General features: G+C 72.3%; 14 protein-coding genes and 2 tRNA genes. 7 read left to right on the top strand and 9 right to left on the bottom strand.

Features of this window, described 5'->3' with window-relative positions; all coding sequences use genetic code 11:
• Positions 1–16 precede the first annotated feature (16 nt).
• On the bottom strand, positions 17–556 hold the full coding sequence (locus ON36_RS01180; protein WP_043646679.1) for a tRNA adenosine deaminase-associated protein: 540 nt from the start codon (positions 554–556) through the stop codon (positions 17–19).
• A gap of 58 nt (positions 557–614) precedes the next feature.
• On the opposite strand from ON36_RS01180, the gene ON36_RS01175 reads away from it, so the two are divergent.
• Entirely contained in the window at positions 615–1,565 is a 951-nt protein-coding gene (locus ON36_RS01175; protein ID WP_043646676.1) for a prephenate dehydrogenase, read from the top strand.
• Positions 1,566–1,597: 32 nt separating this feature from the next.
• On the opposite strand, the gene ON36_RS01170 is transcribed toward ON36_RS01175, so the two are convergent.
• The 3 genes from ON36_RS01170 to ON36_RS01160 are packed head-to-tail and all read right to left on the bottom strand — an operon-like array spanning position 1,598 to position 5,960.
• Positions 1,598–2,215, bottom strand: a complete 618-nt coding sequence (locus tag ON36_RS01170) for a putative glycolipid-binding domain-containing protein (protein WP_083884830.1) — start codon at positions 2,213–2,215, stop codon at positions 1,598–1,600.
• Between the two features lie 50 nt (positions 2,216–2,265).
• Positions 2,266–4,134, bottom strand: coding sequence for an ABC transporter ATP-binding protein (locus ON36_RS01165; protein WP_043646673.1), 1,869 nt, complete (start codon positions 4,132–4,134; stop codon positions 2,266–2,268).
• Entirely contained in the window at positions 4,131–5,960 is a 1,830-nt protein-coding gene (locus ON36_RS01160; RefSeq protein ID WP_043646670.1) for an ABC transporter ATP-binding protein, read from the bottom strand. The genes ON36_RS01165 and ON36_RS01160 overlap by 4 nt, the downstream gene beginning before the upstream one ends.
• A gap of 233 nt (positions 5,961–6,193) precedes the next feature.
• On the opposite strand from ON36_RS01160, the gene ON36_RS01155 reads away from it, so the two are divergent.
• Both ON36_RS01155 and ON36_RS01150 read left to right on the top strand, forming a co-directional pair.
• Positions 6,194–7,327, top strand: a complete 1,134-nt coding sequence (locus ON36_RS01155) for a DNA cytosine methyltransferase (RefSeq protein ID WP_043646755.1) — start codon at positions 6,194–6,196, stop codon at positions 7,325–7,327.
• Positions 7,324–7,740: a very short patch repair endonuclease gene (locus ON36_RS01150; RefSeq protein WP_281004800.1), complete on the top strand. Its 417-nt coding sequence runs from the start codon at positions 7,324–7,326 to the stop codon at positions 7,738–7,740. Before ON36_RS01155 ends, ON36_RS01150 begins: the two co-directional genes overlap by 4 nt.
• A gap of 7 nt (positions 7,741–7,747) precedes the next feature.
• On the opposite strand, the gene ON36_RS34390 is transcribed toward ON36_RS01150, so the two are convergent.
• A complete protein-coding gene (locus ON36_RS34390) occupies positions 7,748–7,897 on the bottom strand; it encodes a hypothetical protein (RefSeq protein ID WP_157224726.1) in 150 nt (49 codons plus the stop codon).
• A gap of 150 nt (positions 7,898–8,047) precedes the next feature.
• Here ON36_RS34390 and ON36_RS01145 point away from each other — a divergent pair, with 150 nt between their 5' ends.
• Positions 8,048–8,752: a DUF998 domain-containing protein gene (locus ON36_RS01145; RefSeq protein ID WP_245557812.1), complete on the top strand. Its 705-nt coding sequence runs from the start codon at positions 8,048–8,050 to the stop codon at positions 8,750–8,752.
• Here the strand turns inward: ON36_RS01145 and ON36_RS01140 are convergent.
• Positions 8,749–10,326, bottom strand: coding sequence for an esterase-like activity of phytase family protein (locus tag ON36_RS01140; protein ID WP_052313524.1), 1,578 nt, complete (start codon positions 10,324–10,326; stop codon positions 8,749–8,751). The genes ON36_RS01145 and ON36_RS01140 overlap by 4 nt on opposite strands.
• A gap of 68 nt (positions 10,327–10,394) precedes the next feature.
• Here ON36_RS01140 and ON36_RS01135 point away from each other — a divergent pair, with 68 nt between their 5' ends.
• Complete coding sequence (locus ON36_RS01135) at positions 10,395–10,802, top strand: RidA family protein (protein WP_043646668.1); 408 nt, start codon at positions 10,395–10,397, stop codon at positions 10,800–10,802.
• A gap of 10 nt (positions 10,803–10,812) precedes the next feature.
• Positions 10,813–11,532, top strand: a complete 720-nt coding sequence (locus ON36_RS01130; protein ID WP_052313523.1) for a maleylpyruvate isomerase family mycothiol-dependent enzyme — start codon at positions 10,813–10,815, stop codon at positions 11,530–11,532.
• A gap of 48 nt (positions 11,533–11,580) precedes the next feature.
• Here the strand turns inward: ON36_RS01130 and ON36_RS01125 are convergent.
• The 3 genes from ON36_RS01125 to ON36_RS01115 all read right to left on the bottom strand — a co-directional run bounded on the left by ON36_RS01125 (position 11,581) and on the right by ON36_RS01115 (position 12,569).
• Positions 11,581–11,653: transfer RNA gene (locus ON36_RS01125), tRNA-Arg, on the bottom strand.
• A gap of 37 nt (positions 11,654–11,690) precedes the next feature.
• Positions 11,691–11,780: transfer RNA gene (locus ON36_RS01120), tRNA-Ser, on the bottom strand.
• Positions 11,781–11,873: 93 nt separating this feature from the next.
• Complete coding sequence (locus ON36_RS01115) at positions 11,874–12,569, bottom strand: dienelactone hydrolase family protein (protein ID WP_043646666.1); 696 nt, start codon at positions 12,567–12,569, stop codon at positions 11,874–11,876.
• Positions 12,570–12,647: 78 nt separating this feature from the next.
• Between ON36_RS01115 and hisC the strand changes: the two genes are divergently transcribed.
• A partial coding sequence (gene hisC / locus ON36_RS01110) for a histidinol-phosphate transaminase (protein ID WP_043646662.1) occupies positions 12,648–13,722 on the top strand: 1,075 nt, incomplete at its 3' end.

Below are 13,722 nucleotides of genomic sequence, written 5' to 3'. Positions count from 1 at the left end.
TCGGTGGGCAGCGAGGTCACTTGTGCAGGGTGTCCAGCACCGCGGCCAGCTCGTTCGCGAAGCCCAGTTCCTGGGCGATCCGGGACAGCTGCTCGTCGGGGTAGAGGTCGTGCTCGGCCAGGATGACGCCGAGGACCGGCTCCGGCAGGCCGAGGTCGGCCAGGACGCTCAGGTCGCCCTCCTCCCAGGGCTCGATGTCGTCCAGCTCGTCGGGGTCGATGTCGGGGATCTCGACGTTGAGCGCGTCGAGCACGTCGGCCGCGATGTCGTAGTCGATCGCCGCGGTCGCGTCCGAGACCAGCAGGCGGGTGCCGCTGGGCGCCGGGCGCACCACGACGAAGAATTCCTCGTCGACGTCGAGCAGTCCGAACACCGCGCCGGAACTGCGCAGCGCCTTCAGTTCGGTCTCGGCGACGGCCAGGTCGTGCAGGGCGTCGCCGGACAGTGCGCTGCACTTCCAGGTGCCTTCTTCCCGGACCACCGCCACGGCGAATCCTTCCAGGTCGTCGTAATCGTCCGACGTCGCCCTGTTGGTGCCCGAGCGCTGTGCTGCCATGGGTCAAACGGTAGTCTGTCGCGCGCCCGATGATGAACTCGTGTGCCAATCTGTAGCGATGACCTCTGACCCGTCAGCCCCTGTCTGCGTCCTCGGCACCGGTCTCATCGGCGGCTCGCTGCTGCGCGCGGCGGTCTCGGCGGGGTACACGGGATTCGGGTACAACCGGTCGGAGCCGGGCGCGGCGGCCGCGCGCGCGGACGGCTTCGACGTCTCCGGCGACCTGCCCGGGGTGCTGCGCCGGGCGGCGAGCACCGACGCGCTGCTGGTCCTCGGGGTGCCGATGCCCGCGATCGACCACCTGCTCGCCGAGATCGCCACCTTCGCGCCCGGATGCGCGCTGACCGACGTGGTCAGCGTCAAGGGCCCCGTCCTCGACGCGGTCCGCGAGCACGGCCTCGACCGCCGCTACGTCGGCGGGCATCCGATGGCGGGCACCGCGCGATCCGGCTGGGACGCGACCGACGCCGACCTGTTCCGGGACGCGGTCTGGGCCATCGGGGTGGACGAGGGCACCCACGCCGAGACCTGGCTGCGGGTGGCGCGGCTCGCCCTGGACTGCGGCTCGGTGCTGGTGCCCGTCCGGGCCGAGGAGCACGACGGCGCCGTCGCGCGGATCTCCCACCTGCCGCACGTCTTCGCCGAGGCACTGGCCGCGGCGGGCACGGCAGGCGGTCCCCTCGCGCTCGGCCTGGCCGCCGGCTCGTTCCGCGACGGCACCCGGGTCGCCGGGTCCGCGCCCGACCTGGTGCGCGCCATCTGCGAGCCCAACGCCGCCGCCCTGCTGCGCGTCCTCGACGAATCCCTGGCCGCGCTGACCGCCGCCCGCGACAGCCTGCGCGCCGACGGCACCCTCGGCCCGCTGGTCGACGCCGGCTACAGCGGACGCGTCGACTTCGAGGACCGGCAGCGCGCCGAGATCACCGGCATCGCGCCGGGCGAGCACGACTGGCTGGACAGGTACGCCGAGGCCGGGCGAGCCGGCGGCGTGATCACGACCCTGCCCTGACCCGGACGCCGGCCGAACCGGCTATCGACGTCTCAGATCCGCTCGGCCAGGCCGGGATAGTCCAGCAGGAAGCCGTCGCCGTCCACGGTCAGCGTGGCGCTCGACACCGGGGACAGCACGCTGATCCCGTCCGAGGCGCTGGAGTAGGTCAGCTCGGCCTCCTGGACGAGCAGGTCGGGCAGCCGCACGTAGACGACCGGCACCTGCACGTCGCCGGGGCTGGTGTGCAGCCCGAAGCGGCGGATCGGCAGGGTGTTGAAGAACGGGCTCAGCACCACGTCCACGTCGAGGGCGCCGCCGAAGGTCGAGCGCACGTGGCTGCCGCCCGCGTCGACGAGCCAGTAGTTCTCCTCGTCCCGGGAGATCGAGGCGTGCCGCTCCCCCGCGGCGGTGGTGGCCCGCAGCGACAGCCGCCGGGTCGCGCCCGCCTCGTCGGTGACCAGGTCGTAGGAAGCGCTGAACGCCGGGTGCTCGTCGGAGGCCCCGCCGATGAGCCTGCCCGCCGCGCGGATGCGATTGCCGTTGAGGGTGACCCGGACCGACTCCATGCGGGTGTTGTCGTGCGCGCGCCAGGTCAATACCGCGGGCCACCGCGAGGCGGGGCGGTTCGCGGTGGGATCGGTTTGCGGGCCCGGAGCTGGCGTCGTCACACTCTCTACGGTAAGCGACACCGGCCCCGGTTCCCCACAACACGGTCGCATCAGACGAGCGAATCTCGCCACGCCGCGTGCAGGCCCGCGTAGCGGCCCGTACCGGCGGCGAGCACATCGGGGGCGCCGTCCTCGACGATCCGGCCCGCCTCGAGCACCAGCACCCGGTCCGCGATGGACACCGTCGACAGCCGGTGCGCGATGATCACCGCGGTGCGGCCGTGCAGCAGCGTCTCCAGTGCCCGCTGGACCAGCCGCTCGCTGGGGATGTCCAGGCTGGAGGTGGCCTCGTCGAGCACGATCACCGCCGGGTCGGCGAGGAAGACCCGCGCGAAGGACACCAGCTGCCGCTGCCCCGCGGACAACCGGCCGCCGCGCTTGTGCACATCCGTGGCGAACCCCTCGGGCAGGCTCGTGACGAAGTCGTGCAGCCCGACCGCGCGGGCCGCGGCGCGCACCTCGGCGTCGGTCGCGTCCGGTTTGCCCAGCCGGATGTTGTCGGCGATGGAACCGGAGAACAGGTACGCCTCCTGGGTCACCATCACCACCCGCCTGCGCAGATCGGCGTCGGCGATCCTGGCCAGGTCGACGCCGTCGAGGGTGACGACGCCGCCGCTCGGGTCGTAGAACCGGGTGATCAGCTTGACCAGCGTCGACTTGCCCGCGCCGGTCGCGCCGACCAGCGCGACCACCTGGCCGGCCGGGATGTCGAGGTCGAGCTCGTGCAGCACCGGCTCGGCCGGGTCGTAGCCGAACCACACCCGGCGCAGGCGCACCTCGCCCGCGGCGGGCGCGAGCTCGGCGGGCGCGTCCGGCTCGGCCACCTCCGGGTCCTCCTCCAGCACGCCGGAGATCTTCTCCAGGGCGGCCGCGGCGGACTGGTAGCTGTTGAACACCTGCGCCAATTCGTCCAGCGGACTGTAGAACTGGTTGAGGTAGAGCAGGAACGCCGCCAGCACGCCGATCGCCATCCGGCCCTCGATGACCTGCCACGCCCCGGCGAGCAGCACGAGCACCAGCGAGACCGAGCCGATGGCCGAGCTGAGCCCGATGTACTCGCCGATGCCGCGGATCGCGGTCGCGTTGGCGGTCCGGTACTCGCCGTCCTCGCCCGCCAGCACGGCGTCGTTGCGGTGCTCGCGGCGGAAGGTCTGCACGGCGCGCATGCCGCTCATCGCCTCGACGAAGTGCACGACCACCCGGGCGACCGCGCCGCGGGTACGCCGGTAGCCGGCCCGCTGGCGCCGCTGCGCCCACCGGGTCACCAGGAACAGCGGGACGAAGCCGGCCAGCACGATGGCCGCCATCGCCGGGTCGAGCCACACCAGCACGACCGAGATGGCGACGACCGAGATGATCGAGCCGAAGGCCAGGTTCAGCGCGCCGTCGAGGAATTCCTGCAGGGCCTCGATATCGCTGGTGAGCCGGGTGACCACCTTGCCGGAGGTGTAGCGCTCGTGGAAGGACACGCTCAGCCGCTGGCTGTGTGTGAACACCCGCGCCCGCAGGTCGTAGAGCACCCGCTGGCTCAGCCGCCCCGCCAGCCGCATGAACAGGAACGTGGTGACGCCGGAGAACAGGGTCACCGCGAGGAATCCCGCGATGATCCGCGCCAGCGGACCCCAGTCGCCGCGCGCGCCCGCGGTCACACCGTGGTCGAGGGCCGCCGCGACGAACAGGGGCAGCGTCATCTTGGCGAGGCTGTCGATCACGATGAGGGCGGCGGTCAGCGCGGCGAGGCCGCGGTAGGGCCGCAGCAGCTCCTTCAGCAGCTTCCGCGACCGCGCGGCCAGCACGACGTTGCCGGTGTCGGTGACCGCGTCGTCCTCCTTGGCGATGCCGCGCCAGCCCGCCGCCGTCTCGGGTCGCGAGGCGGCGGTGTCCTTCTCGGGGAGTTCGTCGATCGTGTCGACGCTCATCGGTCGCCTCCCATCAGGGTGCGGTAGCGGTGGTCGGTGCGCAGCAGGGTGTCGTGCGGGCCCTCGGCGACGACACGGCCGCCGTCGAGCAGGGCGACCCGGTCGGCCAGCGCGGCGGTGGACGGGCGGTGCGCCACCAGCAGCGTGGTGACCCCGGACAGCACCGAGCGCAGCCGTTCCTGCACGCGCGCCTCGGTTTCCACGTCGAGGGCCGACAGCGGGTCGTCGAGCACCATGATCCGACCCCGGTGACCGTCGGTGCCGTTGCTGAGCACCGCCCGGGCCAGCGCGAGCCGCTGCCGCTGCCCGCCGGACAGGCTCAGGCCCTGCTCGCCGATGCGCGTGTCGAGGCCCCACGGCAGCGCGGCGACGAAGTCGCTCGCCTGGGCGATGTCGAGGGCCCGGTGCACGTCGGCGTCGGAGGCCCCCGGATCGCCGAGGGCGACGTTCTCCCGCACGCTCGCCGAGAACAGCACCGGCTCCTCGAACGCCACCGTCACCAGCTGCCGCAACCGGCTCAGCCGCAGGGTGGCGATGTCGACGCCGTCGATGGTGATCCGGCCGCCGGTGACGTCGTACAGCCGCGGCACCAGTTCCAGCAGCGCGGTCTTGCCGCTGCCGGTGGCGCCGACCAGGGCGACCGTCTCCCCCGGCCGCACCCGCAGCGACACCTCGGTCAGCACGTCCGTGCGCGGACCGCCGTCGACGGGCGGGTAGGAGAAGCGCACCCGGTCCAGCACCAGTTCGCCGCGCACCGGGTCGGGCAGCTCGACGGGGTCGGCCGGGTCGACGATGTCGAGCGGGGTGTCCATGATCTCCCAGAACCGGTCCGCCGCGGTGCGCGCGTTGAACAGGTCCGAGAGATTGAAACCCGCCCAGATGATCGGGAACTGGAGGAAGGTCGCCACCGAGACGCTCGCGACCAGGGTGCCGAGGGTCATGGTGCCGTGCACCACCGAGTAGGCGCCGACACCGAGCACCAGCGCGATGGCGATGCTGGGCAGGCTGACCAGGGTGGCCCACAGGGTGGCGTCGAGGCGGACCTTCTCCAGTTCCGTCCGGCGCAGTTCCCGCGACAGCGCGGTGAAGCGCAGGCCGAAGAACGGGCCGCGACCCAGCGCCTTGAGCACCCGCACGCCCTGCGCCGATTCCTGGGCGATGGTGGCCAGGTCGCCCGCCTGGTCCTGTGCCCGCCGCGAGGCGATCTGGAACCGCTGCACGAACCGCAGGCAGAACCAGGTCAGCGGGACGACGGTGACGGTGAAGATCAGGCCGACCTGCCAGTTCATCACGAACAGCACGGCGAGGCCGATCGGGATGATGGCGAAGTTCACGCTGAGGAAGACCACGGTGAAGGCGAAGCACCGCCGGATGGTGGGCAGGTCCTCCACCGCGCGCGACAGCAGCTGGCCGGACTGCCAGCCGTCGTGGCGCCCGATGGCCAGCGCCTGCAACCGGCTGAACAACGCGGCCCGCAGCGAGACCTCGAGCGTGGTGGTCGAACCGGCGATCAGCAGCCTGCGGAACCAGGCCGTCACCGCGTCGAACAGGCCGAGGGCGAGCACGACCAGCGCGGCGGGCAGCACGCCGGCGAAGTCGCCGCGGGCGATCGGGCCGTCGATGACGCGGGCGATGATCACCGGGATGATCAGTTCGGTGGTGGCCGCCGCCAGCAGCAGGACGGTGGCCAGGATCAGCTTCGCCGCGTGCGGGCGCACGAACGGCCACAGCCGGAACAGCGAGCGCAGGTGCGCGCTGGGTTGTGGTCGTGCCGATGTCGCGGGATCGGCCTCCGTCTCAGCGGCCGTATCCAGGGTGACGGACAAAGCTCCCCCTCCAGGTGTGGCGGATCGCGGTGTCGAACGGACGCCAGGCGATGTTCGCACCGGGATCCGACAGAAATTGCCTGTCTCCAGGGTGACACCGGCGGGCACGCGGGCCAACCGAATTTCGGGCCACCGTGATGCCACCGTTCGCGTCACCACCTGGGCCTCGAGTACCGTGAGCACGCACGGGTAGCGGTCGGTTCGCGGCGGAAGGGACTGGAGTGGGCGCGCGGATGGTGGGTCTGTTCGCCGGGATCGGCGGACTGGAACTCGGCCTCGCGCGCGGCGGCTGGTCCACCGAATTGCTGTGTGAGATCGAACCGGGCGCCCAGGGCGTCCTCGCCGCGCGCTTCCCCGACACCGACCTGCACCCCGACATCACCCGGCTGCGCGCCCTGCCCGCCGGCACCGAACTGGTCGCGGCGGGTTTCCCGTGCCAGGACCTGTCGCAGGCCGGGCGGACCGCGGGCATCACCGGCCGCCGCTCCGGCCTGGTCGACGAGGTGTTCCGGCTGGTGCGCCGCCGCCGCGGCCCGCGCTGGCTGCTGATCGAGAACGTGCCGTTCATGCTCCAGCTGGGCCGCGGCGCGGCGATGCGCCACATCACCGCCGCGCTGGAGGACCTCGGCTACACCTGGGCTTACCGCGTCGTGGACGCGCGCGCCTTCGGCCTGCCGCAGCGCAGGCAGCGGGTGCTGATGCTGGCCTCCCGCACCGACGACCCGAGGGCGGTGCTGTTCGGCGACGACGCGGGCGAGCGCGAATACGGCGACCCGGATCGCGATCCGTGCGGGTTCTACTGGACCGAGGGCGTGCGGGGGCTCGGCTGGGCGGTCAACGCGGTGCCGACGCTCAAGGGCGGGTCCGGCCTCGGGATCGCCAGCCCGCCCGCGGTGCGGCTGCCCGCGGGCGAGATCGTCACCCCGGGCATCACCGACGCCGAACGCCTGCAGGGCTTCGACGCGGGCTGGACCGAGCCCGCGCTCGACGTGCCCGGCGTGCGGCAGGGGCACCGCTGGAAGCTCGTCGGCAACGCGGTGAGCGTGCGCATGGCCGACTGGGTGGGTCAGCGGCTGGCCGCGCCGCTGACCGCGCTCACCGAGGGCGAGCCGATGCGGCCGGGCGAGGCGTGGCCGTCGGCGGCGTGGGGCCGGGCGGGCACCGCCTACCGGGTGCCGCTGTCGTCCTGGCCGGTGCACGAGCCCTACGAGGACCTGAAGAACTTCCTGACCGAGCCCCGCCTGCTCTCCCCCCGGGCCACGGCGGGTTTCCTGCGCCGGGCCTCGATGGGCAACCTGCGATTCCCGCCGGGCTTCCTCGAGGACGTCCGCGATCACCTGGACCGGATGGGCGGGTGGGCGGCGTGAGCAGGCCGGCCACCGACGCGGCGACCAGCGCGCGGATGTCGCGGCAGCGCCGCACCGGCACCGACCCGGAGATGGCACTGCGCCGGGAACTGCACCGGCGCGGGTTGCGCTACTTCGTCGACCGGGCGCCGCTGCGCGGTCAGCGCAGGCGCGCCGACGTGGTCTTCCCGCGGGCGCGGGTCGCGGTCTACGTGGACGGTTGCTTCTGGCATCGCTGCCCCGAGCACGCCACGCATCCGAAGAACAATGCCCGATGGTGGGCGGACAAGCTGGCGGGCAACGTCGCCAGGGACCGCGCCACCGACCTCGCGCTCGCCGAGGCGGGGTGGCGGGTCATCCGGGTCTGGGAACACGAGGACCCGGTCGCGGCGGCGGATGTCGTCCAGTCCGCGGTGGCCGCCGCCCGCCGCTGACCCGCGCTCAGAACCGCCCGCGGGGCCGTGGCCGGGGCGCGTCGGCGCGCACCCGCACCCGGACCAGGTCGCGCGGCGCGTGCGCCGCCAGGTAGCCCGAGCAGACCATGGCCAGCAACAGGATCGTCCCGGCGAGTGCCGCCAGATACACCGTCATGAACCCTCCGTTCGTCGGCTACCAGCCTGCCCGCTCAACCTGACAGAAACCTGTGCGCCCGGTGCGGAAACGCTCCGATCCCGACCCGACGCGGCCGGATCGACCGGGGAGCGGACCAGACCGCGCGCCCCGATCTGGACAATGAATCCGGTGAGCGAATCCGACAAGATCACCGACCGGCGCGTGCGCCTGCTGTCGTGGGTGATCGCCGCGGCCGTCGCCCTCGCGGGTATCTGCTACTCGTCCTGGGTGCTCGAGTTCGTTCTGCGCATCCCGGCCGATCCGGTCAACCAGTTCCTCAGCGAACTCGACGCCGAGGGCAAACCGTATCGGTGGGTGTTCGCGACCGGGGACAAGATCAGCGGGGCCCTGCTGATCCCCGCCGCCGTCGGCGGGCTGCTGCTGTTCCCCCGCCGCAGGCTGACCACCGTCGGGTGGGTGGCGCTGCTGTGCTTCGGGCTGGCCACCATCGCCGACGCGCTGATCCCGCTGCACGACTGCGCGGCGGGCGACACCTCCTGCGGTGGCGGCCCGAACAGCCCGCTCTTCCCGCAGCTGCACCAGCCCCACGCGCTCACCAGCTCGCTCGCGGTGACCGGTATCGCGGTCGCCATGTTCGCCTTCAGCGCCGCCGCCTTCCGCTACCACCGGTGGCGGATCCTGCGGGAGTTCGGGGCGGCGGTGCTGGTCCTCGCGACGGCGGCGACGGTGTGGATGCTGGTCGCGGACAACCTGCCCGGCAACTACGCGCTCGGCATCGCCCAGCGCATCCAGGTCGGCTCCATGTCGGTATGGCTGCTGACGCTGGCCGCCGCCGTCGTCCTCGAGGGCCGGGAGTGGACCTCGGACGGCTAGCCGACCGTGATCCGGACCTTGTAGCCGCCGACCCGCGCGGGCAGCTTCGTGGTGTCGACCTCGAGGATCTCGCCGGTGTCCTGCCTGCCGTCGGGAAGGATCTTGGGCTCGAGCCCGAACGGCGGCTGCTCGCCCTTGCTCGCCTTCAACCCGAAGTCGCTGTCGTTGGCGATGTAGAGCGTCGCGCCGCCGTCGCGGGTGGCGACGCCCTCGATCTTGTCGTGGCCGAAGAACCCGCCCTTCTCGTCGAGCCCGACGACGAGGCCGGCCAGGTCCAGCGAGGACTTCTTGGCCACCGGGGTGATGCCCGCCGCGGCCAGCGCCGCCACCCCGTCCGCGGTGCCGACGCCGCCGACAAGCGTCTCCAGCGGCTTGCCGCCGACGAGCAGGCCGCCCGCGGCCGCGTCGTAGGTCGCGCCCGGGACGGCGGCGTTCGGGCCGACATCGGTGGCGCCCGCCAGGTCGACGGTCCACAGCTTCTTGTCGGCCTTCGGGGCCAGGTTGCCGTCGCGTTCGTCGACGAGGAAAGTGGTCGGGCCGAGCGCTGTGATCTCGGAGACGGCGACCTTGTTCTGCTTCGGGTTCTCCAGCGGGTACAGGAACTCCTTCTGCGCCTTGGTCTTCAGGTCGACGGTGACGATCCGCGCGAACGGCACGTCCTTGGCCGACCCGGCCAGCCCGGGGGTGTTCAGCGCGCTCTGCACCACGCCGACCAGGGTGCTGCCGTCGGGCGTGATGGTCAGGCCCTCCATGCCCTGGTTGGGGGTGCGCAGGGCGATCTCCTTCGGCAGGCCGCTGCCGGGCGCGAGCCGCTCGATCTCCTTGCCGTCGGCGCCGAAGTGCACCAGGAACGGCCCGTACTCGTCGGACACCCAGAACGTCCCGTCGGCCAGGGCGACCAGGCCCTCGGGGTCGAGGCCGTGGTCGGTGGGCGGCAGCACCGCGCCGGTGAGGTCCCTGATGGTCTCGCCGGTCGTCGCGTTCACGTCGACCTGCCCGTTGAACGGCAGGCCCGCGGCGTTGCGCAGCTCGATCGTGGACTTCAGGACCGCCCGCGTGCCGACCAGCTCGAACCGGCCGATCTTGGGCACGAACGACGGTGTCGGCGAGAGCTTCTCGTTCTTGTTCGGCCCGTCGACGTTGGGCCCACGGTCGGTGAGCCCGTAGAACTCGGAGCCGCTGCCGGGCACCGGCGTCCACGCCGAGCCGAAACCGCTGCCCTGCACGGTGGCGCCGCCGAACTCGCCGAGCGCCGGAATGTCGGTGGTGTACAGGCGGACCGCGTCGGTGGTGGTGACGGTGAACTGGTCACCGCCCTTGAACCCGGCGGCGGGCGAATAGACGTAGGCGCCGTCCGCGCGGCGGGTGAGGCTGCCGTGCTCGGGCTGGATGCTCACCCCGAGCACCGCCTGCGCGCCGGCGCGGGCGACCAGGTCGTCGAGGGAGATGACCAGCTCCTGGTCGGTGCCGGTCCGGAAGTCGGCGTCCGGACCCGGGGAGCAACCCGCGAGGACGGCCGCCGCGCAGAGGGCGGCGGTGAGCGGGAGAAGGCGTAGACCAGATCGTGCGTTCACCCGATGTGCGTACCGCGCCCAGCCGACACGTGGGCGTCCGACAGGTGAAATCTGCCAGTCTTGAGCCTGTGAGCACACGGATCAACATCTCCTCGCCCTCGGACTTCGAGGACGTCGTCGGCTATTCGCGGGCCGTCCGCATCGGCGATCACGTCGCCGTCAGCGGCACCACCGCCGCGGGTCCCGGCGGCACCGCGGTCGGCGGCGACGACATCGGCGCGCAGGCCCGCGAGGCGCTGACCCGCATCGCCGCCGCGCTGCGCGAGGCAGGTGCCGACCTGGCCGACGTCATCCGGACCCGGATCTTCGTCACCGACATCGGCCGCTGGCCGGAGGTGGCCGCCGCGCACGCCGAGTTCTTCGGCGCGATCCGGCCCGCGGCGTCGATGTACGAGGTGAAGGGCTTCATCACCCCGGCGCTGCTGGTCGAGATCGAGGCGGACGCGATCCTCGGCGGCCGGGTGACGCCGGACTAACCTCGAAACCGTGACCAGCGCTGAGGCATCCACCGTCATCGACCAGGTCGTCGCGGGCACCGCCCGCCTCGAGGCGGGCCTCGCCGACCTCACCGACAGCGACTCCGCGGCCCCCTCCGGGCTCCCCGGCTGGACCCGGGGGCACGTCCTCGCCCACCTGTCCCGCAACGCCGACAGCCTGCTCAACCTGCTGCTGTGGGCCCGCACCGGCGTCGAACTCCCCCAGTACGCGAGCACCGCGCTGCGCGACGCCGACATCGAGGCGGGCGCCCCGCGCCCGATCATCTTGCACCGCGAGGACTTCCACGCCAGCGCCGCCCGCTGGCAGGCCGTGGCCGCGACCATGCCCGCCGAGCGCTGGGCCGCCGAGGTGCGCAACCGCCAGGGCGGCACCCTCCCCGCCGCGGGCGTCCCGTGGATGCGCCTGCGCGAGATCGAGATCCACCACGTCGACCTCGCCATCGGCTACACCCCCGCCGACTGGCCGGCCCCCTTCGTCGCCCGGCTCCTCCCCGAGGCCACCGCCGACCTCGCGGCCCGCCTCGACCCGGCCGCCACCCCCACCTTCGACGTCCAGACCACCGACACCGGCTTCGCCGCCACCCTCGGCCCCGGCCACCCCAACCACACCGTCCTCGGCGAGTCCCACTCCCTGCTCGCCTGGCTCCTCGGCCGCTCCCCCGGCACCGACCTCACCGGCCCCCTGACACCACTCCCCGCCTGGAAGTGACCCGGACATGACGAAAGGCCCGGTACCTGAGTACCGGGCCTTTCTCTGTGCGCCCGAAGGGATTCGAACCCCTAACCTTCTGATCCGTAGTCAGATGCTCTATCCGTTGAGCTACGGGCGCATGGTGTGTTTTTCAGTTGTACCCGGCGAACCGGGCTTGGCGGAGGCGAGAGGATTTGAACCTCCGGTCCCCGTGAAGGGACAACTCATTAGCAGTGAGTCCCATTCGGCCGCTCTGGCACGCCTCCTGGAGCCTTCTCTTCGAGGGCATCGGATCCTTTCGGAACCGCCGGGAATGAAGATTACACGAGGGTACGAACAGCTCCAAAACGCCTGGTCAATCAGCGTAAGTTGCTGTCGAACCAGTCGTAGATCCTGGTCTGCGCGTCGACCCCGTCGCCGTCGCTGTCGGCGCGGGAGTCGGGGCGGTGCGCCAGGCCGGGGAAGGTGAGGGTGAGAGTGGCCACAGTCGCGGCGGCGGCGGCCTCGCGGAGCCGGTCGACCTCGTCGGCGGGGGTGGCGGGGTCGTCGGCGCCGAACAGGCCGAGCCAGGGCGCCTGCAGGTCGCCCGCGATGTCGACCAAGGCGGCGTCCTGGGCGGGCAGCGGGGTGACGATGCCGGGCGCGGCGACGCTCACCGCGGCGCCGATGCTGCGGTTGGTGGCGACCAGGAAGGCGGCGGTGCCCGCGGTGTCGAAGCCGAGCACGCCGACCGTGTCGGGGAACACCCCGCGGCGGCGCAGCCAGTCGAAACCCGCGTCGAAGTCGTCGAAGAGTTCCTGGCCGAAGACCTCGTGGACGTTGTCGTCGTCGACGCGGTGGAACAGGTGCGGCGCGACCACGATCCAGCCCTCCCCCGCGAGCGAGACCATGAAGCGCTGCAACGCCGGTGGGAACTCGCGCGATTCGTGCAGCACCACGATGCCGCCCCGCGCGGTCCGCTCCGGTTCGATCACCGTGATGGGTACCGATCCTGCCCCGGCTGTTGTCTCGTCTGCGCCGCGCAGCGGGGCGGCGCTGGTGTAGCTGCCCGACATATTCCCAGCGTAGGCGGCCGAACTGATCTTGGGTAGGCATTGGCAGCGCGGTGTGGCCGCGCCGTAATGTGGGTAACCGTGACTGCGCGTATCCGGCCCGACCTCGCCACCATCCCGGCCTATGTGCCCGGCCGCAACCATCCCGGTGCGGTGAAGCTGGCGTCCAACGAGACCACCTTCGGGCCGCTGCCGACGGCGTCCAAGGCGATCGCCGAGGCGGCCGAGCAGTCCCACCGCTACCCGGACAACCAGATCACCGAGCTGCGCGCCGCGCTCGCGGAGTTCCTCGCGGTCGAGCCGGCCAACGTCGCGGTCGGCTGCGGGTCGGTGGCGCTGTGCCAGGAACTCGTGCAGATCACCTGCGACGGCCCGGCCGACGAGGTCCTCTTCGCCTGGCGCTCGTTCGAGGCGTACCCGATCGTCACCCAGGTCGGCAACGCGACGGCGGTGACCGTGCCGCTCACCGAGGGCCACGCGCACGATCTGGACGCCATGGCCGCGGCGGTCACCGACCGAACCAAGCTGATCTTCGTCTGCAATCCCAACAACCCCACCGGCACCGCGCGCACCCGCCAGGAGCTCGAGGCGTTCCTCGACCGGGTGCCGCCGCACATCCTGGTCGTCCTGGACGAGGCCTACTACGAGTACGTCCGGCTGACCGCCGAGACCAGGCCCGACGGCGTCGAGCTCGGCCGGACCCGGCCGAATGTGGTTGTGCTGCGCACCTTCTCCAAGGCCTACGGCCTGGCCGGGCTGCGGGTCGGCTACGCGGTCGGCGATCCCGAGGTGATCACCGCGCTGATGAAGGTGCACATCCCGTTCAGCGTGAGCCGGGTCGCGCAGGCCGCCGCGATCGCCTCGCTCGAGGCGCGCGAGGAACTGCTCGACCGGACCGCGCACGTGGTCGCCGAGCGGGCGCGGGTGCGCGAGGCGCTGCTCGCGGCGGGCTTCGAGGTGCCGCCGAGCGAGGCGAACTTCGTCTGGCTGCCGCTGCGCGAGCACAGCGCCGCGTTCGCCGCGGCCAGCGCCGAGGCCGGCGTGCTGGTTCGCCCGTTCGCGGGTGACGGGGTCCGGGTGACCATCGGCGACCCGCACGAGAACGACCTGTTCCTCGCCTTCGCCACGGGCGCGGGCCGGGTGGCCGCGGGCCTGG

It is taken from the genome of Nocardia thailandica NBRC 100428 (genome assembly GCF_000308795.1).
In the GTDB taxonomy this organism is placed as follows: domain Bacteria; phylum Actinomycetota; class Actinomycetes; order Mycobacteriales; family Mycobacteriaceae; genus Nocardia; species Nocardia thailandica.
The sequence above is the reverse complement of the archived record's forward strand: the minus strand, read 5'-3'. Positions and strand labels throughout refer to the sequence as shown.

What these genes read in the sequence shown, in the direction of transcription:
- ON36_RS01115 (WP_043646666.1), bottom strand. Translation starts at nt 12,569, where the DNA reads ATGTCGGGCAGCTACACCAGCGCCGCCCCGCTGCGCGGCGCAGACGAG.
- ON36_RS01180 (WP_043646679.1), bottom strand. Translation starts at nt 556, where the DNA reads ATGGCAGCACAGCGCTCGGGCACCAACAGGGCGACGTCGGACGATTAC.
- ON36_RS01175 (WP_043646676.1), top strand. Translation starts at nt 615, where the DNA reads ATGACCTCTGACCCGTCAGCCCCTGTCTGCGTCCTCGGCACCGGTCTC.
- ON36_RS01155 (WP_043646755.1), top strand. Translation starts at nt 6,194, where the DNA reads ATGGTGGGTCTGTTCGCCGGGATCGGCGGACTGGAACTCGGCCTCGCG.
- ON36_RS34390 (WP_157224726.1), bottom strand. Translation starts at nt 7,897, where the DNA reads ATGACGGTGTATCTGGCGGCACTCGCCGGGACGATCCTGTTGCTGGCC.
- ON36_RS01165 (WP_043646673.1), bottom strand. Translation starts at nt 4,134, where the DNA reads ATGAGCGTCGACACGATCGACGAACTCCCCGAGAAGGACACCGCCGCC.